Source organism: Sanguibacter sp. HDW7 (assembly GCF_011300875.1).
In the GTDB taxonomy this organism is placed as follows: Bacteria; Actinomycetota; Actinomycetes; order Actinomycetales; family Cellulomonadaceae; genus Flavimobilis.
On record NZ_CP049862.1, the window covers coordinates 1,834,559 to 1,859,224 of the forward strand.

Here is a 24,666-nt window from a genome sequence, read left to right on the forward strand (position 1 = left end):
CACCGACCCGCCTCCGCGCTCCGCGGCCCCGCGGATGGCACCGTAGGGGTGAGAGAACCTCGGAGGGACCCCATGGCTGAGCTTGAGCTCATCGGACTTGCCGACGACGGTGAGCACCTCGTGCTCACGTCGCCGGACGGCACGCGCTTCACGCTGCGCATCGACGAGCCGCTGCGCGCCGCGGTACGGCGCAACCGGCCCCAGCTCGAGCAGCTGCGCGCCGCCGACGCCGGCACGATGCCGCCGCGAGAGATCCAGTCGCACGTACGCGCCGGAATGTCCGCCGAGGAGGTCGCCGAGCTCGGCGGCGTCACCGTCGCGCAGGTCCGCCGCTACGAGGGTCCCGTCCTCGCCGAGCGCGAGTTCGTCGCGACGCAGGCCCGGGGCACGCGCGTCGGGCGCGACGGGGACTCCCCCTCGCTCGGCGACCTCGTCACCGACCGGCTCGCGTCGCGCCACGTCGACACGACCGAGCTCGTGTGGGATGCGTGGCGTCCCGTGGGCGAGCCCTGGCACGTCACGGTGTCGTACGAGGTCGGCACGGACTCGCGCCGCGCGACCTGGACGTTCGACCAGCAGTCGCGCACGCTCACCGCGGTCGACGACGAGGGCCGCTGGTTCTCCGAGACGCGGATCGTCGACGAGCCCGTGCGCCGACACCTCGAGCCCGTGCGCTCACGCGTCTTCGACGCCGTGCCGTACGACCAGGAGTCCGACCCGCGCGGAGCCGCGACCGGCTCGGGCGAGCAGACCCGCGAGCCGCAGCCCGACCCGACCGCGGCGCTCCTCGACGACCTCAGCGCGCGCCGCGGCGTGCGTCAGGAGATCGACCTCGAGGTCGAGGAGGAGGAGATCGACGAGGAGGCCGCCGGCCCGGTCGTCGCGACCACTCCCGACGAGCCCGTCGACGAGGACGCCGCCGGGAGCGGCGCTCGCCTCTACTCCCTCGCCGACCGCGCACGGACGACGCCTGGTACGAGCGGAACTGCCACGAGCCCTGCGACGGCCGCCGGCATCGACGCGTCCGACGAGGCCGCGCCAGGACTCTCGGTCGTGCCGACGGACGGGCAGCCCGGTGCGACGGAGGACGAGGGCACGCTCGACATCCCCGTCGACGACGCCACGCCTCCCCCGCTCGAGCGCTCGAAGTCGCGCGGCGGCAAGGGCCGCCCCAAGGTGCCGAGCTGGGACGAGATCGTCTTCGGGGCGCGCACCGACGAGTAGTCGCCTCACGCACCGACGAGTAGTCGCCTCACGCACCGACGAGTCGTTGCCTCACGCACCGACGAGTGGTCGCCGCCCGACGACGGCGTGGGTCGCCGTGCGGTGACCTACACCGTGAGCGCGATGAACGGGACGTCGGTCTCCGCATGCGTGAGGGAGCCGTGGACGCCACGCAGCTCGAGCGACGCGGCGCTCTGCGAGCGTGGGTCGACGACGGTCGCCCGCCCGGTCGCGAGGACGAGCACGTCGCCGATCGTCGGCTCCACGTGGGGCGCGACCGCGCCGAGGAGGCCCGCACCGACGGCCTCGCTGCGAGTGAGCACGACCGCGTCGTCGCCGAGCGTGTCCTGCCAGCGGTCCGCGACCGCCTCCGGGGACACGCCGTCCGCCACGTGGAGGTGCGTCATGCGAGGCTCCCCCGCGACGAGCGCCACCCCGTCCGTGAGGTGCGGCGCGGCCGAGACGTCGTGCCGGTGCGCGGGGTCGACGTCGACCATGCCGTGGTCCGCCGTGACGAGGACGAGGGTCCCGCGCGGCACGACGCGCAGCAGGCGGCCGAGCGCGCGGTCGACGTCGGCGAGCGCGTCACCCCACGCGTCCGACGTCCAGCCCTCGTGGTGACCGACCTTGTCGACCTCGCCGAAGTAGAGGTAGACGAGCCCTGGCTTGCGCAACGCGCGGGCCGCCGCGTCGGCGCGCGCGCCGAGGTCGTCGACGCCGACGTGCCGCGCACCACGCAGCACGGCGCGGGTAAGGCCCGAGCCGTCGAAGCGACGCAGGCCGACGGACGTCACGGGAAGCCCGGTAGCCGCGGCCTGCTCGAGAACGGTCGGCTCGCGCTGCACGTCAGCGGGGTCGCCGAGCCCGGTCCATGACACGAGGTTGCCGAGGCGTCCGTCCGTGGCGCGCGCGGTATAGCCGACCATGCCCGTGAGCCCGGGGGCGCAGCCCGTCCCGAGAAGACCGAGCGAGGACGCCGTCGTCGATGGGAACGCCGAGCACAGCGCGCGGGCGCCGTCGAGGAACGGTCGGAGCGTCGGGGCGTGCCCGCGACGCTCGCTCACCTGCGCGAGCCCGAGCCCGTCGACGAGCACGACGACGACCCGCTCTGCGCGCGGCAGCCGCAGGAGCGCGCGCGCGTCGGCGCCCGTCCGGCGGCCGCCGTCGAGGGTCGTCCGCGCACCGACGTCCGCGCCGGCCGCGTCGGCGGCGGCGAGGAGCACGGCGCCGAGCGAGAGCTCGTGATCGGGGGCCCGCAGGCCCGCGTGCGCGAGCCTGTCGAGGACCGGTGCCGCCGGGGGCACGGTCAGCCGCGCTGCCCGGTCGCGGCCGCGAGGGCGCGCGAGAACGCGAGCGCCTCACGCACCGCCGCGACGCCCTCGGCCTGCGCGCTCACGCGGAGGACGACGTCGTCGGGAGACATGGTGCCCGTGAGGCCGTGATCGGCGTCGCAGCCCGGGTCGCCGCAGCCGGCGGGCTCGAGCTCGACGCGGTTGACGGCGCCCCAGCCGACGGCGAGCGTCACCTCGGCGGGCGGGGCCCCGGGGACGTGCTCGGCGGGCGCGACGACGACGTGCGTCGTGACGACGGACCGCACCGCGGACAGCGGCAGGACCTCGCTCGTCGCGATCGCGCTCGCGACCGCGTGCTCGGAGTCGGCCGGCTGGTCGTCGACGTGGACCGTCACGAGGCGCGTCGGGGTGAGCGTGAGGACCGTGACGTGACGATGCACCTCGTCCGCGGCGAACGTCGTCTCGACGTGGACGAGGGACTCGCTGATCGCCTCCCCCACGACGGCGCCCTCGACGATGTCGAGCACGAGCTCCGGGTAGTAGCCGGCCCGCTGGAGGCGGGTGCGGAGCGCGTCACGGTTGTCGGTCGTCGAGGAGGTCACGCATCCATCATCCCAGACGGCGGCGGGGGCGCGTCAGCCGCGTCCGTCGCCGGTGAGGCTCGACCCGTTGGTGCGCGCTGTGGTCAGGGTCTGGTGCGCGGCGCGTCATCGCGGCGGCGCGGGCATCGCGCGACGTGACTCGTCGGGCCGCAGCGTGCGGCCGAGCGTCGCTCGCGCCTGCAGCACCCGCGCACCCGTATGACCGACGACGACCGGGTAGAGCTCGAGCGAGCGCAGCACAGGCAGATCGTCGGCGAGCCGCGACGCCCGCGCGAGGACGTCCTCGACCGCAGCCGTGTCCATGGGCGCGAGGCCCTGATAGCCGAAGAGCTTGGGGGCGGCCTTGACCGACCTCACCATCTCGTCGACGTCGACGTCCGTGAGCGGCGGGATGCCATAGCTGACGTCACCGAGCAGGTCGATCGCGTCGCCCGCGAGCCCGAACGCGACGACCGGGCCGAAGAGCGGGTCCTCGACGGTCCGGACGACGCAGGCAACGCCCGCGGGCACCATCGCCTGGGCCTCGAGCCGCACCTCGGCCCCGAGCCGCTCGCGGCCCTCGGCGCGCATCGCGGCGAACGCCTCGCGGAGGTCGTCGGCGTCCTGCAGCCCGAGCCGCACGCCGCCGAGGTCCTGCCGGTGCCGCAGCGCGGCGTCCATGTTCTTGAGCGCGACCGGCCAGCCGAGCCGCTCCGCAGCGGCGATGCCCTCCTCGGCGTCGCGCACCTCGACCGACGGCTCGACCGCGATGCCGTAGCAGCCGAGCAGCTCGGCGACCTGTGCCGCGTCGAGCCGCACCTCCTCGTCAGCGTGAGTCCAGCTCTCGGCGAGCGCGAGCGCGCGCGCCTGGTTCGCCTCGGGGCGCAGGTACTCGCCGTGGTCCCGTTCACGCCACGTCGCGTAGCGGGCCACGGACGCGAGCGCGAGCACCGCGTCCTCGGGAGTCGCGTACGCCGGCACCTGGACGCGCCGGCCGTCGTCGGCCGTGTGCGCGAGCTCGGGGACGAGCCCGTGGCGACCCAGCACCGACGCGACCGTCGTACGACCCGTGCGTGCCGCAGCACGCGCGACCGCGCGCGTGAACGCGCCGTCCCCGAGCCCGAGCACGGGGATGTCGACGGCGACGAGCGCGTCGACGTCCCCGTCGGCGACCTCAGCGACGATCGCGGCCGCGGTCTCGTCGTCCGCGGACTCCCCGACGATCCCCACGTGCCCCGTGACGACGAGGCCCGCCGAGCTCGCGGCCTCGGCGACGAGCGAGGCGAGCGCGGCCGACGACGTGACGATGCCGACGCGCCTCCCCGTGGGCAGCGGCTGCGTGTCGAGCAGCTGCGCGACGTCCGCCATCTGGTGGGTGTTCTCGACACGGATGACGCCCGACTGCCGCAGCATCTCCTCGAGCGTGCGCCGCGGCGCGGACGACGCGCGCACAGCGTGCCCGGGCGGCACGACCTGCCCCGAGCGTCCCGCCGTGACGACGACGACCGGCTTGACCGTCGCCAGGCGGCGCGCGATGCGGGAGAACTTGCGCGGGTTGCCGATCGACTCGAGGTAGAGGCACACGACGTCCGTCTCGGGGTCCTCGTGCCAGAACTGCATGAGGTCGTTGCCCGAGACGTCGGCGCGGTTCCCCGCCGAGAGGAACGTCGAGAGCCCCAGCCCGCGCCGCGCGAACGTCGCGAGCAGCGTCACCGCGGTCGGCGACGACTGGCAGAACAGACCGATGCGCCCGGGTGCAGGCGCTGAGGCGGCGATCGTCGCCGCGACGGGTACTTCGCCCGTGAGCCGGGCGAGCCCGTACGAGCCCGGGCCGACGATGCGCATGCCCGCGGTGCGGGCCGCGTGGAGCAGGTCGCGCTGGAGCGCGAGGCCGTCGCTCCCGGTCTCCGCGAAACCCTCGTCGAGGACGACGACGCCCCGCGTGCCGAGGTGCGCAAGATCCCGCACCGACTCGACCGTCGCGGCCGCGTCGAGCGCGACGACCGCGAGGTCGACCGTGCGTCCCGTCGCGCGCAGCTCGTCGAGCGACGCGTGGTACGTCACCTCGTCGCGGTTCCACAGACGGCTCGCGCCGCCGAGCCCGACGACGTCGATCCGCAGCCCGTCGTCCTGCCCGTCGTCCTCCGCGGCGGCGGCGCCCCGGGCGACGAGCCGCGTCGTCGCGACGAGCGACTCGACCGCGCGCTCCGCGAGCAGCGCGACGGGAGAGCCCGCCGGCGCCTGCGGGTCCGTGACGACGACGACCGACGACACCTCGAGCAGCCCTTGCACCGACCGCGCCTCGGCACGCCGCTCACGCTCCGCCATGACGGTGCGCGAGCGCTCCGTCTGGTCGAGGTCGAAGGACACTGCGACGATGCCGTCCTCGACGCGCTGCGAGACCTCGTAGCCGGCCTCGCGGAACACCGCGAGCATGCGCGTGTTCTGCGGCAGGACCTCCGCCGTGAAGCGACGGACCCCGCGCTCGCGGGCAGCCGCCGCGACGTGCTCGAGGAGCACCGAGCCGAGGCCCCGACCCTGCACCGAGTCGGCGATGTTGAACGCGACCTCGGCCTCGTCGGGCGTGATGCGGTCGAAGCGCGCCACGCCGAGGATCCGCTCGTCGGGCGCCGGCGTGCCGTCGGTGAGCGCGAGCGGCGCCGCCGCGGTCGTCGTCGGCGAGGCGACAGCGATGAGTGCGACCCGGTCTGTGTGGTCGACGTGCGTGAAGCGGTCGAGGTCCCGTTCCGAGAGCCGCTTGAGGGGAGCGAAGAAGCGCAGGTAGATCGAACGCTCGGACTGCGCGACGTGGAACGCCTGGAGCGCGTCCGCGTCCTGAGGGGTGATGGGCCGCAGGTGCGTCGTCGACCCGTCGCGCAGGATGACGTCCGCCTCCCACTCCACGGGGTAGCGGTCGGCGCCTGAGGGCGTCGTCGATGTCACAGGCTCAGGCTAGCCTGACGCGGCGCGCCCGAGCCGGTGGTGTCCGGCGCGGCGCGCCGTTCGCCCCGCGTCACTCCGGGCGGCGACAATGGCGGCTGATCGTCGAGCGTGAGGAGCGCACCCACCCATGGCCCGCAGGACCTCGAAGACCGTCGACCCCGGCGAGGACTACGTCGAGAAGATCGTCGACATCGACGTCGGCGAGGAGATGCGCGGGTCGTTCCTCGAGTACGCGTACTCGGTCATCTACGCGCGCGCCCTGCCCGACGCCCGCGACGGGCTCAAGCCCGTGCAGCGGCGCATCCTCTTCCAGATGTCCGACATGGGCCTGCGCCCCGACCGCCCCTACGTGAAGTCCGCGCGCGTCACGGGCGAGGTCATGGGCAAGCTCCACCCGCACGGGGACGTCGCGATCTACGACGCGCTCGTGCGGCTCGCGCAGGACTTCTCGCTGCGCCTGCCCCTCGTCGACGGCCACGGCAACTTCGGCTCGCTCGACGACGGGCCCGCAGCTCCCCGCTACACCGAGGCCCGGCTCGCGTCGGCCGCCATGTCGATGACCGCCGACCTCGGCGAGGACGTCGTCGACTTCGTGCCGAACTACGACAACAAGCTCACGCAGCCCGAGGTCCTGCCCGCCGCGATCCCCAACCTCCTCGTCAACGGCACGACCGGCATCGCCGTCGGCATGGCGACGAACATGGCGCCGCACAACCTCGTCGAGGTCGTCGCGGCCGCCCGCCACCTCCTCGAGAACCCGGACGCCGACCTCGAGGAGCTCATGCGCTTCGTGCCCGGCCCCGACCTCCCGGGCGGCGGCAAGATCGTCGGCCTCGAGGGCGTCCGCGACGCCTACCGCACGGGCCGCGGCTCGTTCCGCACGCGCGCGACCGCGCGCATCGAGAACGTCACCGCGAAGCGCAAGGGCATCGTCATCACCGAGCTCCCCTACCAGGTGGGGCCCGAGAAGGTCATCGAGAAGATCGCCGACGGCGTCAAGAGCAAGAAGATCTCCGGGATCTCCGCCGCGACCGACCTCACCGACCGCGAGCACGGCCTGCGCATCGTCATCGAGGTGAAGACCGGCTTCAACCCCGACGCCGTGCTCGAGCAGCTCTACCGGCTCACGCCGCTCGAGGACTCGTTCGGCATGAACAACGTCGCGCTCGTCGACGGCCAGCCGCGCACCCTCGGGCTGCGCGAGCTGCTCCAGGTGTGGGTCGACCACCGCCTCGAGGTGGTGCGACGCCGCTGCACGTACCGCCTCGAACGCCGGCGCGAGCGCCTCCACCTCGTCGACGGCCTCCTCGTCGCGATCCTCGACATCGACGAGGTCATCGAGGTCATCCGCACCTCCGACGACGCCGAGTCGGCACGCAGCCGCCTCATGCAGGTCTTCGACCTCTCGACCCTCCAGGCCGACTACATCCTCGAGCTGCGCCTGCGGCGCCTCACGAAGTTCTCGCGCATCGAGCTCGAGGACGAGCAGGCCCGCCTGCGCGCCGAGATCGCCGAGCTCGAGGCGATCCTCGCCTCCGAGCCGCGCCTGCGCGCGCTAGTCTCCGAAGAGATGGCCGAGGTCGCGCGCGTGCACGGCACGCCGCGCCGCACGATCCTCCTCGAGTCCTCCGGCGGCGAGACCCCCGCAGCCCGCAAGGCCTCAGCGACGCCGCTCGAGGTCGCCGACTCCCCCTGCTGGGTGCTCCTGTCCGCGACGGGCCTCCTCGCCCGCACGACCGACGGCGACGAGCCCGCCCGCAGCGAGGAGCGCTCCTCGCACGACGCGCTCGCGGCCCACGTCGCCGCGACCGCACGCGGTCAGGTCGGTGCCGTGACGAACCTCGGCCGCATCCTGCGCGTCGACGTCCTCGAGCTGCCGGCGCTGCCCCCGACCGGTGGCGCACCGTCGCTCGGCGGCGGGGCCCCCGTCGGCGAGATCGTCGCGCTCGAGCCCGGCGAGCGCGTCCTCACGCTCGTCTCGCTCGACTCGTTCGCCCCGACCGTCGTGCTCGGCACGCGCCAGGGCGTCGTCAAGCGCGTCGCCCAGGACGACGTGCCCGGCAAGGACGCGTGGGAGGTCATCTCGCTCAAGGACGGCGACGAGGTCGTCGGCGCGGGCGCGTGCACGGACGACGACGACCTCGTGCTCGTCGCGACGGACGCGTCCCTCCTGCACTTCTCGGCGTCACAGGTGCGGCCCCAGGGGCGTGCCGCAGGCGGCATGGCCGGCGTGCGGCTCGCCGACGGCGAGCAGGTGCGCTTCTTCGGCGTCGTGCCTGCAGGCCTCGGTCCGCAGTCGGTCGTCGTCACCGTGTCCGGCTCGACGACGGCACTGCCGGGCACCGAGGTCGGTGCCGCGAAGGTCACGCCGTACACCGCCTACCCCTCGAAGGGTCGGGCGACGGGAGGCGTGCGCGCGCACCGCTTCCTCAAGGGCGAGGACACTCTGCTGCACGCGTGGGTCGGGCCGGCGCCCGCGCACGGCGTCGGGTCGGGCGGCCAGGCGGTCGCGCTGCCGGAGGTCGACGAGCGTCGCGACGGTTCCGGCACGGCCCTCAAGGTCCCGCTCCACGCGATCGGCTGACCGCTCCGGCGCTGTTCACGACGGATTGACGCGTTCCGCCCGTCGAACGGGCGGAACGCGTCAATCCGTCGGGGCACGGGGGCGGTCAGCGCGTGAGGAAATCGGCGAGGGCCGCCGCGTGGGAGATGTCGAGGGCCTTGCTCGCCGTGAGGAGGACGACGTCGTTCGTCGCGGCGAGCTCCTGAAGCTCCGCGAACGGGTCGACGTGGTCGTCGTCCGCGAGCTCGGCCTCGTACCGTCGCACGAACTCGTCGTGCTTCGCCGGGTCGTGGCCGTACCAGGTGCGCAGCTCCGTCGTCGGCGCGACCTCCTTGCACCACAGGTGCAGTGCCGCCTTCTCCTTGGCGAGCCCGCGTGGCCACAGCCGGTCAACGAGCACACGCAGGCCCTCGTCCGGCACGGGCTCGCCATAGACCCGTCGGACATGCACCTGGTGCGTCACCATGGTTCACGGTATCCCCGGCACCGCCCGGGACGACCGACCTGCGGGCAGCCGCTCCCGTACGGGCGGCGCCTCCCTAGACTCGGACCATGCTCACAGCACGCGCCGCATCGTTCAAGGAAGCACTCGCCACGAGGGTCGTCGTCGCCGACGGCGCGATGGGCACGATGCTCCAGGAGGCCGACCTCACGCTGGCCGACTTCCTCGACCTCGAGGGCTGCAACGAGATCCTCAACGTCACCCGGCCCGACGTCGTCGAGTCCGTGCACGACCGCTACTTCGACGTCGGCGTCGACTGCGTCGAGACGAACACCTTCGGCGCCAACTGGTCGAACCTCTCCGACTACGGCATCGACGACCGCATCACCGAGCTTGCCGAGGCCGGGGCGGCGATCGCGCGCCGCAGCGCGGACAAGCACACGGCCGTCGACGGCCGCGAGCGGTGGGTGCTCGGCTCGATGGGCCCGGGCACGAAGCTCCCGAGCCTCGGCCACACGACGTACGTGCACCTCAAGGAGACGTTCTCGCTCCAGGCCGAGGGACTCGTGCGCGGCGGCGCGGACGCGATCCTCGTCGAGACGAGCCAGGACCTCCTCCAGACGAAGGCCGCCGTCAACGGCTCGCACGAGGCGATGGAACGGCTCGGCCAGCACGTGCCGATCATCGCCCAGGTGACCGTCGAGACCACGGGCACGATGCTCATGGGCTCCGAGATCGGCGCCGCCCTCACGACGCTGCGCGTCCTCGGTGTCGACGCGATCGGCCTCAACTGCGCGACCGGTCCTGCCGAGATGAGCGAGCACCTGCGCCACCTCGCCAAGCACTCCCCCGTGCCCGTGTCGTGCATGCCCAACGCGGGGCTTCCCGAGATCGGCGCGCACGGCGCCGTCTACCGGCTCTCCCCGGCCGAGCTCGCAGCAGCCCACACGCAGTTCGTCGGCGAGTTCGGCCTCGCGCTCGTCGGCGGCTGCTGCGGCACGACGCCCGAGCACCTGCGCGCCGTCGTCGAGGCCGTCGGCGGGGCGCCGATCGCGCCCCGCACGCCGGTCGTCGAGCAGGGCGTCGCGAGCCTGTACACGCACGTCGACTTCGACCAGGACGCGAGCTTCCTCGCGATCGGCGAGCGCACCAACGCCAACGGTTCCAAGGCGTTCCGCGAGGCGATGCTCGCGGGCGAGTGGGACGAGTGCGTGCGCATCGCGCGCGACCAGACGCGCGACGGCGCCCACCTGCTCGACGTGTGCGTCGACTACGTGGGCCGCGACGGCGTCGCCGACGTGCGCGAGGTCGTCTCACGCCTCGCGAGCGCCTCGACCCTTCCCCTCGTCCTCGACTCCACCGAGCCCGAGGTGCTGCGGGCGGGCCTCGAGCTCGTCGGCGGGCGCGCCGTCGTCAACTCCGTGAACTTCGAGGACGGCGACGGCCCGACGTCGCGCTACCAGCGGATCATGCCGCTCGTGCGCGAGCACGGGGCCGCCGTCGTCGCCCTGACGATCGACGAGGAGGGCCAGGCGCGCACGGCCGACCACAAGGTCGCGATCGCCTCACGCCTCATCGACGACCTCGTCGGCTCGTGGGGCATGGCCGTCGAGGACATCGTCGTCGACACCCTCACCTTCCCCATCGCGACCGGGCAGGAGGAGACGCGACGCGACGCGATCGAGACGATCGACGCGATCCGCGAGCTCAAGCGCCGCTACCCGGGCGTCCACACGACGCTCGGTGTCTCCAACGTGTCCTTCGGCCTCAACCCCGCAGCGCGCACCGTGCTCAACTCGGTGTTCCTCCACGAGGCCGTCAAGGCCGGCCTCGACTCGGCGATCGTCCACGCGGCGAAGATCCTCCCCCTGGCGAAGATCCCCGACGAGCAGCGCGAGGCCGCGCTCGACCTCGTGTGGGACCGTCGCCGGTACGACGAGGACGGCACGCTCGCCCACGACCCGCTCGCGCACCTGCTCGACCTCTTCGCGGGCGTCGACTCCGCCTCGCTCAAGGACCAGCGCGCCGCCGAGCTCGCAGCGCTCCCCCTCGGCGAGCGCCTCTCCCGGCGCATCGTCGACGGCGAGGCCAAGGGCATGACCGACGACCTCGACGAGGCCCTCGCCTCGGGCGTCAAGGCCCTCGACATCGTCAACGACCACCTGCTCGAGGGCATGAAGACCGTCGGAGAGCTCTTCGGCAAGGGCGAGATGCAGCTGCCGTTCGTGCTGCAGTCCGCCGAGACGATGAAGCAGGCCGTCGCTCACCTCGAACCGCACATGGAGAAGGTCGAGGGCACGGGCTCCAAGGGCACGATCGTCCTCGCGACCGTGCGCGGCGACGTCCACGACATCGGCAAGAACCTCGTCGACATCATCCTCACGAACAACGGCTACACCGTCATCAACATCGGCATCAAGCAGTCGATCGGCGCGATGATCGACGCGGCCGAGGAGCACGGCGCCGACGTCATCGGCATGTCCGGCCTGCTCGTGAAGTCGACGCTCGTCATGCGGGAGAACCTCGAGGAGCTCAACTCTCGCGAGCTCGCCGGCAAGTACCCGGTGATCCTCGGCGGCGCCGCCCTCACCCGCACCTACGTCGAGGACGACCTCGCATCGATCTACGACGGCGAGGTGCGCTACGCGCGCGACGCCTTCGAGGGGCTGCGGCTCATGGAACCGCTCGTGCGCGTCGCGCGCGGCGAGGCACGCGACGCCGTCGGGCTGCCCCCGCTGAAGAAGCGCCGCCACGCGGTCGTCACCCCGACCCTCACCGCACCCGAGAACCTGCCCGCGCGCTCGGACGTCGCGCTCGACAACCCCGTCCCGACGCCGCCGTTCTGGGGCACGCGCATCGTCAAGGGTGTGCGCCTCGCCGACTACGCGGCGTTCCTCGACGAGCGTGCGACCTTCATGGGCCAGTGGGGCCTCAAGCCGTCCCGCAACGACGGGCCGGGCTACGAGGAGCTCGTCGAGACCGAGGGCCGGCCGCGGCTGCGCGCCTGGCTCGACCGGATCGTCGCCGAGGAGATGTTCGAGCCGACCGTCGTCTACGGGTACTTCCCGGCGGTGTCCGAGGGAGACGACATGGTGATCCTCCACCACGACGGGCCCGACGGCGGCTCCGGCGGCGAGGCCGGCACCGAGCGCCTGCGGTTCGCGTTCCCCCGTCAGCACCGTGACCGGCACCTGTGCCTCGCCGACTTCGTGCGGCCGCGAGAGTCGGGCGAGGTCGACGTCGTCGCCGTGCAGCTCGTCACCGTCGGTGCGAGCGTCGACCGCTTCACCAAGGTGCTCTTCGAGGAGAACCGGTACCGCGAGTACATGGAGCTCCACGGGCTCTCGGTGCAGCTCACCGAGGCGCTCGCGGAGTTCTGGCACGCGCGCGTGCGGTCCGAGCTCGGGTTCGGCGCCGAGGACCCGGCGGACGTCGCGGGGATGTTCGACCTCCAGTACCGCGGTGCCCGCTTCTCGCTCGGCTACCCGGCCTGCCCCGACATGGAGGACCGCCGCAAGGTCGTGGAGCTGCTCCGCCCCGAGCGCGTCGGCATCGTGCTGTCCGAGGAGCTCCAGCTGCACCCCGAGCAGTCGACGGACGCGTTCGTGTTCCACCACCCGGAGGCGAAGTACTTCTCCGTGTGACGGCTCGTGCGTGGGGCCCGACGCCATCGTGGCGTCGGGCCCCACGCACGTCTGCGCTCAGGACAGGACCGAGCGGATCTCCCGCACCTCGACCGGCGCGGCCGCATGCCGCGTCCTGGCCCGCCCGTCGACCTCGCGCCAGGAGTCCTCGCCGACGACGCGGAACCGCCCGCGCCACTCTGTCGTCAGCTCCACCGTCCTGCTCCCCTTCTTCGTGAAGGTGTGCGTCAGCGTCTGGTCCGGGTAGGGCGCGCCACGCTCCGTCGTCACCAGGGGCGCCGACCCGTCCCCGAAGTCCCACGAGAACACCTCCGGCACCACCTCGATCTGCACCCGTGACCCGACGAGGCTCACCTCGAAACGCTGCGTCGCGGCCCGGGTGTAGACGGTGAGCGGAGTCTGCACCGCGAACCACTCCGTGACCGGGGCGATCAACGCCGGAGCGGCGTCCACCTTGAGCCGCGCCATCTCCCGCTCGACCGCATCCTTGAGCTCGTCGTCCTGCGCGGGACCATCGCCCGGGCACGGAACCGTGTTGAGCCGCCAGGGACCCCACGGTTGCCCGGGCGGGTCGAGCGGACGCGTGCGGATCTTGTCAGGGGTGCGCGCCGGCGAACCGTCGTTACACACGTACTCCGGCGCGCCCTCGGCCCACGACTCCCGCGACGCGCACCATGACGCCGCGGAGACGTGTGTGAGCGGGACCGACGCGCAGTCGCCGTCGACCCAGACGCCGAACTCGACTTCGGTAGTAGTTGGCGGCGCCTCGCGCTCGCCCTGACACTCGTTCCTCTCTCCAGTAACAGACACCACTTCGTCATTCGCTGCGTTGGCATCAAGGGACGATTCGCGCTCTTGAGGATGGCAGCGTCCCTCAGCAGCGACTGTCGGGGCGGATGTGACGCCCATGGTTCCGATTAGCAAGGCCGCGGCGAACACCGCTGGAACACACGCGCCTCGATCACTTCTCACTGATCGTTGCTCCCGTAGCCATGCCATCAATCCACCACCGACGCCCGTCGTGCTGAAGCGTGACATACACAATGAACCTGTCGGCGCCCCATGAGGCAGTCACCGCTCCCGAGCGGTCAACTTCGTCACCCTGGTTAACGCTGTAGTCGATCTCCCAGTGCAGAACGCTCGGGTCTTCCGACTCCTTGGACGCGTACGGAATGGCAGAGGTGGTCACCGTCGGCCATCGCCTCCCCTCGACGGCGAGGTCCTCGAGTTCAGCGGCCGCGGCTGCACACTTCCCACAGTTCCGCGACGAAAGCCCGGCAACCGGCTCCGGACTCCCGGTCCGCAGTCCTTCTTCGTACGCCTCGAAGTAGTCGATGATGAACTGCTTCGCGGTCTCGCGGTTGCGCTCGACGGTGGGCGTCGGTTCGGGCTCCGGGGTCGTCGGTGCCGGCGTCGGGGTGGCGGAGGCCGAGAGGGTCACGGCCGGCGTTCGGGGCGGCGTCGGCGAGGCAACCTGCTCCGTGGCCGTGCACCCGGCGACGAACATCATCCCTGCGACGGCGATCAGTCCAGCCAGATGGCTCCGGTGGTTCCGGCGCATGCATCACTCCCTCTGTTCAGCGGCAATGCGCCCGAAAGTACCGGACTGCTCGAATGTCCGCGCGGTAAGCGGGCACCCGTTCCGTTCCCCCTGGGCTGACCTGCGACAACGCCTGCGGGGCTGTGGACAGCGAGCGGAGGGAGCCACGGACGGACAGGCATGGCAGGATGCCAGCCATGACCGGACCGGGCAGCACTGCGGGCACGCCCCACTACCGCACATCGTTCCGCCCGACCTGGGACGACGTCTCCGCCGCCTCGCGCGCGGCGGTCGAGCATCGACTCGGGAGCGAGGTCGTCGCGGCACGGTCAGCGACCGCTGGGTTCACCCCCGGGCTCGCAAGCGTCCTTACGCTCGCCGACGGACGCCAGGTCTTCGTCAAGGGCGCGGGCCCGTCGGCCGAGACCTGGATGGTCACGGTCTACGAGCGCGAGGCCGCAACCGTTGCACTGCTCCCGCAGCATGCGAGCGTCGTGCCGCTCCTGTGGTCCCTCCACGCCGACGGCTGGTTCCTCGCCGCCTACGAGGCGGTCGACGCGGTCCACCCGCCTCGCCCGTGGCGGACGGACGACGCGACCCGCGTTCTCGACACGCTGCTCGACCTGGCCGACGCACTCACGCCCCCACCGTCCGGCCTCGAACCGGCGTCGTGGGCGGACGAGCTCGCGAGCTGTATCGGCCCACTCGCAGCCCTTGCGCCGCAGCTCGGCGTCGAGCGCACCGCCGAGATCCAGGAGCTGGCCCGCCGCGTCCTCGCGGAGGCGCCAGCGACGACGTTGAGCAACGACGACGTGCGCGACGACAACCTGCTCCTCACCCCGGACGGCGGCGTACGCCTCGTCGACTGGAGCTCGGGGATCCTCACGCCGCCCTGGTTCATGGCCGTCGTCGCGATGATCGCGCCCGCGGCGGACGGGGTCGACGTGCGCGCGCTCCTCGCCACGCACCCCGCAACACGTGACGTCCCGGCCACGTACGTCGACGGCGTCATGGCGCTGCACCTCGGGTACTTCCTCAGCGTCGCCGACGGTGACGAGGTCGAGTCCTCACCGTGGCTCCGCACGCACCAGCGCTGGTACCGCGACGCGACGCTGCGGTGGTTCGACGCAGCCTGACCGCAGCTCGGTCTGACCGCGGAGACCGAGCGCGGAAGAGTGCCTGGGACCTGTCCGTGGGGGGGACGCCGGCGGGGCGGCCGCACCCGGGTGCGGCCGCCCGTGCCTGCTACTTCGGGAAGGACTCGACGAGGGAGTCGACGAGCATCGTCGCGGAGTAGTAGTCGAGGCGGAACGTCTCGCCGGGCGTGTACCAGACCTTGCCCTCGCTGACGGCGGGCGCCGTGCTGAACGCCTTGTTGCCGGCGACCGTCTCGCGCGCGAGATCGTCCGCGGAGACGACGACCCAGCTCGTGCCCGTGAGACCCTTCTGGATGTTCTCGAGCGAGAGGTTGACCATGTCCTGCCGGTCGGCGCCCATCGAGGTGTCCCCCTTCACCGAGTCGGGGATCGTGGCCATGGTGAAGCCGAGCGAGGTCATGACCTGCACCTGCGGGGCCTTGTCGGTGAGCGCGGCAGCGCCGGAGCCGTCGCCGAAGACGATGAACGCGCTCGTCTCGCCCTCCGGGGGCTTGATCGCTGCCTTGGCCTCGGCGAGGTGGGTCTCGAAGCTGGCGATGACCTCCTCGGCCTTGGCCTCACGTCCGGTGGCCTCGGCGACCTTGCGGGTGACGGCCTCCCACGAGGCGCCGGAGTAGTCGATGACGAGGACCGGGGCGATCGTGCGGAGCTGGGCGACCTGGTCCATGACGGAGTCACCGCTGTTCTTCGCGACGAGGATGAGGTCGGGCTCGTGCTCGAGGGCTGCCTCGATGTCGGGCGAGGAGTTCTCGTAGAGCTTGGCCACGCCGGCGCTCTTGGCCTGCGCGGACCACTGGCTGAAGAACCCCTGCGCGTCGCTCAGGCCCGAGATGTTCGGTGTCGTCGCGGCGCTCGCGACGACGGGCGCCTCGATCGCGAGGAGCGACCCGTTGAGCGTCGTCGACGTCGAGACGATCCGCTGCGGCTGCGCGTCGAGCGTGAGCGTGCCGTCGTCGGTCTGGATCGTGCGCGGCCATCCTGCGCTCGTGGGCTGCTCGGCGCCCGGGGTCGTGGCGTCCTGCGTCGCAGGTGCTGCGGCGCATCCGCCGAGCACGGTCGCGGCGAGGGCCGTCGCGGCCACCAGTGTGCGCAGGCGGCGGGCGCGCGTCGGACGTGGGGCGTGGGGGCGTGCGGACATGAGGGGTGGTGTCTCTTCTCTCGAGGGGCTGATGGTGCGGATCAGGACGCGGAGTGCGTCGCTGACGGGTAGGGCACAACCATGGGCGTGCCGGTGAGGGGGTCGGGGACAACGATGGCTCGCAGCCCGAAGACGTCGGCCACGAGCTCCGCGGTGAGGATCTCTGCGGGCGGGCCCTCGGCGCGGATCTCACCGTCGCGCAGGGCGACGAGGTGGGTCGCGAAGCGTGCGGCCTGGTTGAGGTCGTGCAGGACGGCGACGACGGTGCGACCCTCGTCGGCGTGCAGGCGGCGGCAGAGCTCGAGGATCTCGAGCTGGTGTGCGAGGTCGAGGAACGTCGTGGGCTCGTCGAGGAGGACGGTCCCGGCCTCCTGCGCGAGCACGAGCGCGAGCCAGACCCGCTGCCGCTGACCTCCGGAGAGCTCGTCGACGCGACGGTCAGCAAGGTCGGTGGTCGCGGTCGTCGCGAGAGCCCGCTCGACGGCGTCGTGATCGGCTGCGCTCCACTGGCGCAGAAGGCTCTGGTGCGGGGAGCGGCCGCGCGCGACGAGGTCGCGGACGCGCATGCCCTCGGGTGCGACGGCGGACTGCGGGAGGAGCCCGACGCGGCGCGCGACCTCGCGGGTGCGCAGCCGGTGGATGTCGGTGCCGTCGAGCAGGACGGCGCCCTGCTGCGGGGCCTGGAGCCGTGCGAGGGCGCGCAGGAGCGTCGACTTGCCGCACGCGTTGGGCCCGACGATGGCGGTGAGCTCGCCGGCCGGGACGCTCAGGTCGAGGTTGTCGGACACGACGCGGCCGTCGTAGCCGAGGCGGACGGCTGCGGTGGTGAACCGCGCCGCGGGCGGAGCGGCCGGGCCGGTCGCCGCGGGACGGTGCTGGATCGTGGTCGATGTCGTGGCCGGTGTCATGGCGCGGTCCTCGTGCGGGAGTCGGAGACGAGTAGGAGGAGGAGGTAGAGCCCGCCGGTGCTCGCGGTGACGACGCCGACGGGCAGACCGTCGAGGAGGGTCTGGGCGGTGACGTCTGCGGCGAGCAGCATGAGGGCACCGGTCGTCCCGGAGACGAGCAGGGGCGCCGAGGGCGCGCGGGTCATGAGGCGTGCCGCGTGCGGTGCGGCGAGCGCGACGAAGGCGATCGGCCCTGCGGCCGTCGTGGCGATCGCGACGAGCGCGGCGCCGAGGAGGACCAGCGTGCCGCGGGCGCGGCGCAGGGAGGTACCGAGCGCGGTCGCGAGGTCGTGGCCGAGGTCGAGCGAGCGCAGGTCGCGGGAGTGCAGGAGGGTGAGGGCCCCGACGATGCAGGTCGCGAGGACGGCCCACGTCGCGACGCGGGCGTCGGCTGCGGCGAGCGATCCCGTGACGGCCTTGGCCGCGCCGTAGGCCGAGGCAGCGTCCGTGCGCAGGAGGAGCCACCTGTTGAAGGAGCCCAGCATCGCTGTGACGGCGATGCCGATGAGGACGAGGTGGAGCCCGCCGAACCCGCCGCGTGCGGCGAGCGTGTGGACGAGCAGGGCGACGGTCGCGCCGCCGACGAGCGCGGCGGGACCGACGGAGAGGGCACCGCCACCGAGGAGGACGGTGACGAGGATGCCGGTCTGGGCGCCGGTCGTGAATCCGATGAGGTCGGGGCTGCCGAGGGGGTTGCGGGTGAGTTCCTGGAAGATCGCGCCCGAGACGCCGAGGGCCGCGCCGACGGTGAGCGCGAGGACGGTGCGCGGCAGGCGCCACCCGAGGACGACCAGCCGGTCGACACGGCTACCACCTCCGCGCAGGACCTCGAGGACGTCGGCGTAGGACTGGCTCGAGGAGCCGACGCCGAGCGCGACAGCGGCGAGGAGGACGCAGGCGACGGTGAGGACGGCGCCGACGGCCGCGGCTCGACGTGGCACGAGGACCGTCAGCGATCGCCCGGCCTGGAGCCGATAGGTGCCGGGCGGCGCGGGGACGGAGGCCGCGGCGCGCGTGAGGCTCGCGGTGGGTGCGACGTCGGGGGTCATCCGCGCTCCGCCCGGTTGCGCAGCACGACGGCGAGGAGCACGGGAGCGCCTACGAACGCGGTGAGGAGACCGACCGGCATCTCAGCGGGCCTGGCGAGGACGCGGCCGAGGACGTCGGCGCTGAGGACGAGCAGCGCGCCAAAGGGTGCGCTGAGCGTGAGGATCCAGCCGCGGGCCGGTCCGAGGATGCGACCCGCGACGACGGGGGCCATGAGCCCGACGAAGGCGATCGGTCCCGCGGTCGCGGTGGCGGCTGCGCACATGAGGGTGAGCGCGATGAGCGAGCCGACCCTCACGAGGACGACGTTCGTGCCGAGCGCGGCGGCGACGTCGTCGCCGAGCGCGACGTCAGCGAGCCCACGACGCAGCAGGACGACGAGGCCGAGCCCGACGGCGACGGGTACGGCGCAGGTCCACAACGGGAGGTCGGTACGGGTGAGCGCGCCGACGTCCCAGTACCGGAACGCGTCGAACGCGCGGGGGTTGGCGAGCAGGAGGCCCTGGATCACGCCTCCGCACGCGGCGGAGAAGGCGACACCGGTGAGGACGAGACGGATGGGTGATGCTCCCCCGCGCGTCCCGACGGCGAGGACGACGCCCGACGCGACGAGCGCGCCCGTCGCGGCGAGCGTGAGCTGCGCGGCCGGGGTCGCGACGACGCCCGCGGCGGCTCCGGCGACGACGGCGAGGGAGGCTCCCGAGGTGACACCGAGCAGCCCGGGATCGGCGAGCGGATTGCGGGTAAGGGTTTGCATGACGGCGCCCGACACTCCGAGCGCGATGCCGACGAGAAGGCCGATGATCGTGCGGGGGACGCGCAGGCCGTGGACGATGTAGCTGTCGTTCGAGCCGTCGGGAGCGAGAAGAAGCTCCCGGACGCGGGCTGCGGGGATGGTCGAGGACCCGAGGGTGAGCGAGGCGACGACGCACAGGGCGAGGAGGGCCACGGTCCCGAGGAGCACGCCCCAGCGGACGAGCAGCACGCGGTCCGGGCGGTCCGCCGGGCGTGCGGCGGTCCGTGACATCTCGAGCTGCGGCATCCGTCCCTCTTCATGATCGTTTGTCGACGAAGGTATGGCTAAACTAGCTTCATGAAACTAAGGATTGGCTATCCTAAACCAGATGCTGAGACGGGGGCGCGGCCTTCCCCCACCGGACGCAGCCGTCTCGCGATGGCCGATCTCGCCCCAGACCGCCACGACAGCGCCCGAGCAGACGAGATCCGCGTCCTCGACGACGCCTGCGCTGACGTGCGGGCCCAGCTCGTCCCGGACCTCCACCGGACCGCTGTCGGCAGGACGAGCCTCGCCACGCTGCGAGGCACCCGGTGACACCTGGGTCCTCGGCGCCGCGGGCGACCTTCGTGCCCGCGCTGCCGCCACGTGTGTCTCCGACCGCGGCAGTCGCCTCACTCGCGGGTCACTCCGGCGACGTCGAGGCGTTCTTCGCCGAGCTCGCCGCCCGTGGCGGAGCGTTCGTCAGCGACGACCCACCCTCCGGCACCGCGACGGTGTGCGTCGCCCACCCCGTCATGCCTGCGGGCACGGAGGTCTTCGCGCTCGTCGACACTCTCACCCACGTGCACCGGGACCGGCTTGAGCACTTCCGGCTCGAGCCGCTGGCGGCGCACGGCGCCGAGGTGCTCGCCATCGCCCTCGTCCTGCCCCGTGCGCTGCGAGCGACGGTGAGCCTGCTCGTCGAGACGGGCCGCACTCCGTCGCTCGTCACGGACCGGAGCGCATGGCGCGCCGCCTACGAGCGCACCCGCGCGCTCGCAGGCACCACCGAGGTCGTCCGGGACGGCGCCGGCCGCGCCAACGTGCATGCGCTGCCTGGGGCTCCGCCGACCCCATGGCCCGCGCGCGAGGTCACCGGTGCGGTCCTCTCCCCCACCCGGGCGACCCGTCGCCCACGGGCGCCCGGCGTCCACGAGCACCGGTTCTTCTCGGAGGTGCTCGGCCTGCAGATGCGTGTCCGGGCCGTGGTCCCGCATCCCACGTTCGGCGAGGCGACGGCCGTCGTCGTCGTGCTCGACGGAGAGCGGTGGACCCTCGACTACCCCATCCTCGACGGGCTCGCGCACCTCCACGAGGACGGTGCGTGCGGGCCGACGCTCGCGCTGCACGTCGCTCCCGAGGACCCTGGCCGCCGCGCGGAGCTCCTCGGGATGAACGCTGGCCTGCCGAGGTTCCTCGTCGACGAGCTGCTTCCCTGGGGCGCCTCCCTCACGACAACTCCCACGGACCCGGCACGGCGCGCGATCGCGGGCGTCTCGCTCGGCGGGCTCGCCGCAGCGGACGTCGTGCGCCGCGCCCCCGACGCCTTCGGCAACGCGATCGTCCAGTCGGGGTCGTTCTGGTGGCCCGGGGCCGACGGCACCGAGGGCGAGCAGCTGCGTCTGTGGCACGCGGAGGGTCCGGCGCTCGCTGGACGCGTCCGGATCTTCCACGAGGTCGGTGCCCTCGAGGGACTCCTTCTCGCCGACAATCTGGCCTTCCGCGACGTCGCGGCGGCATCCGGCGTCCAGATCGTCTCGCGGGAGGTGACCGGTGGCCACGACCACGCAATCTGGCGCGTCGGTCTGCTCGACGGCATAGCGCACCTCTTCCCGTCCGTCTGACCTGCCGCCAACCGGCGTCCCGAGGAGTCCTGATCTGAGCCAGCCATCGTGGATCACGCTGAGGCGACGACGCCTCGACACCTCATGCCGACGGTCGCCGCACCCGGTAGCGGCCGCACATGAAGTCGCCGTTGCGCGCGACGTCGATGAGCTGGAGGTCGAGCCAACCCGTGAAAAGCGGATGGCCGGCCCCGATCATCACGGGCGCAAACTGGACCCAGATCTCGTCGAGCAGCCCGGCCTCGGCGAACTGGTGCGCCACCCCTCCGCCGCCCATGACCCACAGCGTCCTGCCGTCAGCGGCCGCGGTCATCTCAGCGTGCACGTCGCGCACGTCGGCCTGCGTGAGACGGATGTCGGCGCCGTCCGGGATCGGCAGGTCCCGGTGCGTGAGCACCCACGCAGGCTGCTCGTACGGCCAGGGCTCGCCGCGATCCAGCATCCACTCGTAGGTCGAGGCGCCCATGACGAGCGCCCCGACACCGTCGGCGAACGTCGCGTGCGGCATGGGCGCTGCCCAGTCGAAGTCGCAGGCGAACAACCAGTCGAGCGAGTGCTCCGGCGTCGCGAGGAAGCCGTCGAGCGTCGCGGCGGTGTAGTAGCAGGTGGTCATCGGGGCTCCTCACGCACGGGTGCGGCCACGGGGTCGTGGGTCCAGGACACCCAGATTCTCACGCTGGCACTGGCCGGGCCGTGGCTCAGGCGCCGGCGCGCCCCGCGGACGACGCGAAGCCGAGCCACGTGTGCCGGTTCCCCCACCAGCACCAGCCGACCTTCGGCGCACCCTTGCGCTCCCGTCCGTCGCGCCCCGTGCCGGACGAGATCCACAGTGCTGGCGTGCGCGCGTCCGGCGTCCCGTTCGGCTTGATCTTGCGCGAGCCGATCGTCATGAAGCAGGCGTTCGCCTCGACGACCCCCGGCGCCTGGAGCGCCCAGTGGATCCCTTCGACGAGCGTCAGGGGCGTCCGACTCGCCGCGACGAGGGCCGGCAGTGCCTCCTCGGGCGACCAGTTCCGCATCTCGTCGCCCCGTTCGGGCGCGAGGACGGCGTAGACGTCGGCATCCGGCAGCTCAGCCTGGGCGGTGGGACTGAACTCGTCGACGTCGGTCATGTCGACGACGACGAAGCCCTCGCGCGTCTCCCCCGCCACCCCCGCCCGGCCGGGCGCGGGCAGGTGCAGGCGCGGGGCGAGAGCCGATGCGGGGAGGACTCGCTCGTGCAGGACGAGGAGCGAGCCGGCCGGCGCGGTGAGCTCGAGCTGCGCCGCGCGCGCCCGGAGACTGTCCGCATCTGCGACGAGACTGAGGTCGACGAGCCGTTCGGCCTGGGCCGTGAGGGACGGAAGAGCGGACTGGTGCACGGGGCCTCCTGGTTGGCGTCGGCCCCGTGCAACGTCGGGCACCGGCGCCGCATTCCCGCCGGGCGTCACCCGCGCGGATTGACCATCCCCCGCAACATCTCCCGAGTCTCCCGGTCGGCCGAGTACAGGAGCGTGCCCTCCATGCCGCGCGTGAGCAGCACCTTGTAGACGTTGCGCACGAGCCGATCGAACTCCTCGTCGGGCACGCGGGCCCGGGAGCGGAAGTCAGGGTCGCGGTTCTGCTCGCGCCGCGCGACGAAGCGGTCGGTGCGCCAGACGAGGTCGGGGCCGAGGATCACGCCGTTCCACGCGTACTCGAAACCCTGCGCGGTGTAGACGCAGCCGACCTGCTCGAAGCCGCCGTCGACCGTCGCCCACAGCGCCGAGGGCGGCGCGTCACCGACCGCACGGTCGCCCTTGACGTTCCAGGGGCGCGCCCAGTCGTCGATCTCGACGTCGGGTACGAGCCCGACGCCGTCGACGGGGTTGCTCCACGGCCAGCAGTAGCCGGCCGTCATGCGCGCGCCCTTCCCGAGGGCGAGCTGCGCGCGCAGTCGGTGCTCCATCTCGCGGGGCGAGTCGACGACGTCGACGCGGAAGGTGGCCTCGTCGCGCCACGGCACGGGCCCGCCGGGGGCGAGCCCGAGCAGCCGTCGCACCCACTGGATGTACGCCTCGGAGCCGCCGGCACGGAACTCCGCGTCGAGGTCGACCTGCGCGACGTCGAACCCGCGCCGCGCGGCAGCAGCACGGATGTCCGCGACGGCACCCTGCTCCCCGGGCCGCACCACCTGGTGCTCGTCGAGCAGGAACACGGGCACCCGCGCGGCGTCGAGCAGCTCGTCGACCTGCAGCCGCGCGTCGTGCCGGATCGCCTTCGACGTGTAGCGGTTGACCGACGTCTCACGGATGCGGTGCGCCTCGTCGCAGACGAGCACGTCGAGGCCGTTGCGGTCGGCCTCCATGAAGCTGTTGAAGTACTTGAACAGCGTCTGGACGCGCGGCGAGCGATGCCCCGCGACCTTGCGGAGCGTCTGCGTGAACGAGCGTGAACCCGTCGCGTGGACGACGGACCGTCCCTGCCGCGCGAGCTCGCCGAGCAGGGCGAGCGCGATGACGGACTTGCCCGAGCCGGGCCCACCCGTGATGACGACGGCCGACTTGGTGTCGCCGCGACGGGACCGCTCGACGGCGCGCAGCACGAGGTCGAACGCGACGCGCTGCTCGTCGAGCAGGACGAACTGCTCGCGCTCGCGCACCTCGTCGGCGGCGAGGGCGAGCAGCTGCTTCGACGGCGCGACGGGCGACCGCGCGAACAGGTCCGCGGCGCCGATCCCCGGCTCGGGTGCGAAGAGGGCGCGCAGGTGCGCGACGAGGTCGCCGCGCGCGTCTCCAGTGAAGAGCGGATGCGTCCGCGTGCTCGTGTGGGAGAGCAGCGTGTGGACGGACGACGCCGTCGCGTTGTGCAGGTACGCGAGGCCGCCGATGCTCGCACCCGCCGAATTCGTCTCGCCGAGGACGGCGACGAAGTCCTTGAGGTAGTCGACGTAGCCGGCGACCTGCACCGACGGATGCAGCGACTGCCGGTACGCGGTCCCGGGGACCGCGACGAGGTTCTCCGCATCGTCGAGCTGCTCGGCGGCACCCCACTGCTTGAGCTCGACGACGAGATAGCGCGGGTTGCCCGTCCGAGCGTCGACGCCCGCGAGCACGACGTCGGCCCGCTTGGAGGTGAGCGGAAGCCGCTGCTCGACGAGCATCTCGATCCCGCCGAGTCCCGCGTCACCCAGGTCCCGCGCGAGCTGCGGGAGCGAGTTCCGCCACGACCGCGCCTCGCCGACGCTTCCCGCGCCGATGCCCTGGGATCGGAGGTACTCGGACAGGACCCGCTCCAGCTCGGAGGTGCCGGACGACGACATCTCGATGATCTGGGACGCCGTCAGACGGACGGACGACAACGACATGGACACACCCCGGGCAGCACGAAGTCTCGTGCGGTGGGGACATGTCCCGGGGGAAGTCCGTCGGTACCGCTGGTACGCCCGTCACGGTAGCAATCCGGACGGCCGTGACGAGGGACGACACGGCGCGGTCGCTTGCCGGGACGACACCTGGCGGGCCTACCTCAGAAGTCATCGACCACGTTGACCTGGGTCGATATCTCC

At 72.6% G+C, this 24,666-nt stretch carries 18 protein-coding genes; 5 read left to right on the forward strand and 13 right to left on the reverse strand.

Annotation, left to right across the window (positions count from 1 at the left end; translation table 11 throughout):
• The first annotated feature begins 72 nt into the window (after positions 1-72).
• Entirely contained in the window at positions 73-1,224 is a 1,152-nt protein-coding gene (gene sepH / locus G7063_RS08550; RefSeq protein ID WP_166414019.1) for a septation protein SepH, read from the forward strand.
• Positions 1,225-1,331: 107 nt separating this feature from the next.
• Here the strand turns inward: sepH and G7063_RS08555 are convergent, their stop codons facing one another.
• The 3 genes from G7063_RS08555 to G7063_RS08565 form a co-directional block, all read right to left on the reverse strand.
• Positions 1,332-2,528, reverse strand: coding sequence for an alkaline phosphatase family protein (locus tag G7063_RS08555; protein WP_166414020.1), 1,197 nt, complete (start codon positions 2,526-2,528; stop codon positions 1,332-1,334).
• 2 nt (positions 2,529-2,530) lie between these two features.
• Entirely contained in the window at positions 2,531-3,118 is a 588-nt protein-coding gene (locus tag G7063_RS08560; RefSeq protein ID WP_166414021.1) for a DUF5998 family protein, read from the reverse strand.
• A gap of 105 nt (positions 3,119-3,223) precedes the next feature.
• Complete coding sequence (locus G7063_RS08565) at positions 3,224-6,040, reverse strand: GNAT family N-acetyltransferase (RefSeq protein ID WP_166414022.1); 2,817 nt, start codon at positions 6,038-6,040, stop codon at positions 3,224-3,226.
• Between the two features lie 127 nt (positions 6,041-6,167).
• Between G7063_RS08565 and G7063_RS08570 the strand changes: the two genes are divergently transcribed.
• Positions 6,168-8,624: a DNA topoisomerase (ATP-hydrolyzing) subunit A gene (locus tag G7063_RS08570; protein ID WP_166414023.1), complete on the forward strand. Its 2,457-nt coding sequence runs from the start codon at positions 6,168-6,170 to the stop codon at positions 8,622-8,624.
• 85 nt (positions 8,625-8,709) lie between these two features.
• Here G7063_RS08570 and G7063_RS08575 read toward each other — a convergent pair whose 3' ends face one another.
• The gene (locus G7063_RS08575) at positions 8,710-9,069 is read right to left on the reverse strand and encodes a DUF488 domain-containing protein (protein WP_166414024.1); all 360 of its coding nucleotides are present in this window, start codon (positions 9,067-9,069) and stop codon (positions 8,710-8,712) included.
• An 86-nt stretch (positions 9,070-9,155) separates the two neighbouring features.
• Between G7063_RS08575 and metH the strand changes: the two genes are divergently transcribed.
• Positions 9,156-12,689 (forward strand): methionine synthase, encoded by a 3,534-nt coding sequence (gene metH, locus G7063_RS08580; protein ID WP_166414025.1) that lies wholly within the window; start codon positions 9,156-9,158, stop codon positions 12,687-12,689.
• A gap of 57 nt (positions 12,690-12,746) precedes the next feature.
• Here the strand turns inward: metH and G7063_RS08585 are convergent, their stop codons facing one another.
• Both G7063_RS08585 and G7063_RS08590 read right to left on the reverse strand, forming a co-directional pair.
• On the reverse strand, positions 12,747-13,628 hold the full coding sequence (locus tag G7063_RS08585; protein ID WP_166414026.1) for a hypothetical protein: 882 nt from the start codon (positions 13,626-13,628) through the stop codon (positions 12,747-12,749).
• A gap of 22 nt (positions 13,629-13,650) precedes the next feature.
• Complete coding sequence (locus G7063_RS08590) at positions 13,651-14,250, reverse strand: DUF6318 family protein (protein WP_166414027.1); 600 nt, start codon at positions 14,248-14,250, stop codon at positions 13,651-13,653.
• A 176-nt stretch (positions 14,251-14,426) separates the two neighbouring features.
• Between G7063_RS08590 and G7063_RS08595 the strand changes: the two genes are divergently transcribed.
• Complete coding sequence (locus G7063_RS08595; protein ID WP_166414028.1) at positions 14,427-15,365, forward strand: phosphotransferase; 939 nt, start codon at positions 14,427-14,429, stop codon at positions 15,363-15,365.
• 109 nt (positions 15,366-15,474) lie between these two features.
• Here G7063_RS08595 and fepB read toward each other — a convergent pair whose 3' ends face one another.
• Genes fepB through G7063_RS08615 form a run of 4 tightly spaced genes read right to left on the reverse strand, consistent with a single transcriptional unit; the run spans position 15,475 to position 19,560 of the window.
• Positions 15,475-16,524, reverse strand: a complete 1,050-nt coding sequence (gene fepB / locus G7063_RS08600) for a Fe2+-enterobactin ABC transporter substrate-binding protein (RefSeq protein ID WP_166414029.1) — start codon at positions 16,522-16,524, stop codon at positions 15,475-15,477.
• Between the two features lie 41 nt (positions 16,525-16,565).
• Positions 16,566-17,432: an ABC transporter ATP-binding protein gene (locus tag G7063_RS08605; protein ID WP_166414030.1), complete on the reverse strand. Its 867-nt coding sequence runs from the start codon at positions 17,430-17,432 to the stop codon at positions 16,566-16,568.
• The gene (locus G7063_RS08610; RefSeq protein ID WP_166414031.1) at positions 17,429-18,520 is read right to left on the reverse strand and encodes an iron chelate uptake ABC transporter family permease subunit; all 1,092 of its coding nucleotides are present in this window, start codon (positions 18,518-18,520) and stop codon (positions 17,429-17,431) included. The genes G7063_RS08605 and G7063_RS08610 overlap by 4 nt, the downstream gene beginning before the upstream one ends.
• Positions 18,517-19,560, reverse strand: coding sequence for an iron ABC transporter permease (locus G7063_RS08615; protein ID WP_240916008.1), 1,044 nt, complete (start codon positions 19,558-19,560; stop codon positions 18,517-18,519). Before G7063_RS08615 ends, G7063_RS08610 begins: the two co-directional genes overlap by 4 nt.
• A 287-nt stretch (positions 19,561-19,847) precedes the next feature.
• On the opposite strand from G7063_RS08615, the gene G7063_RS08620 reads away from it, so the two are divergent.
• Positions 19,848-21,140: an esterase family protein gene (locus G7063_RS08620; RefSeq protein WP_166414032.1), complete on the forward strand. Its 1,293-nt coding sequence runs from the start codon at positions 19,848-19,850 to the stop codon at positions 21,138-21,140.
• A gap of 82 nt (positions 21,141-21,222) precedes the next feature.
• On the opposite strand, the gene G7063_RS08625 is transcribed toward G7063_RS08620, so the two are convergent.
• The 3 genes from G7063_RS08625 to G7063_RS08635 all read right to left on the reverse strand — a co-directional run bounded on the left by G7063_RS08625 (position 21,223) and on the right by G7063_RS08635 (position 24,465).
• A complete protein-coding gene (locus G7063_RS08625; RefSeq protein WP_166414033.1) occupies positions 21,223-21,753 on the reverse strand; it encodes a dihydrofolate reductase family protein in 531 nt (176 codons plus the stop codon).
• An 85-nt stretch (positions 21,754-21,838) separates the two neighbouring features.
• Positions 21,839-22,501 carry a DUF5701 family protein gene (locus G7063_RS08630; protein ID WP_166414034.1) on the reverse strand — a complete coding sequence of 221 codons (663 nt, stop codon included), beginning with the start codon at positions 22,499-22,501 and terminating at the stop codon, positions 21,839-21,841.
• Positions 22,502-22,566: 65 nt separating this feature from the next.
• Entirely contained in the window at positions 22,567-24,465 is a 1,899-nt protein-coding gene (locus G7063_RS08635; protein ID WP_166414035.1) for a DUF2075 domain-containing protein, read from the reverse strand.
• Between the last annotated feature and the right edge of the window lie 201 nt (positions 24,466-24,666).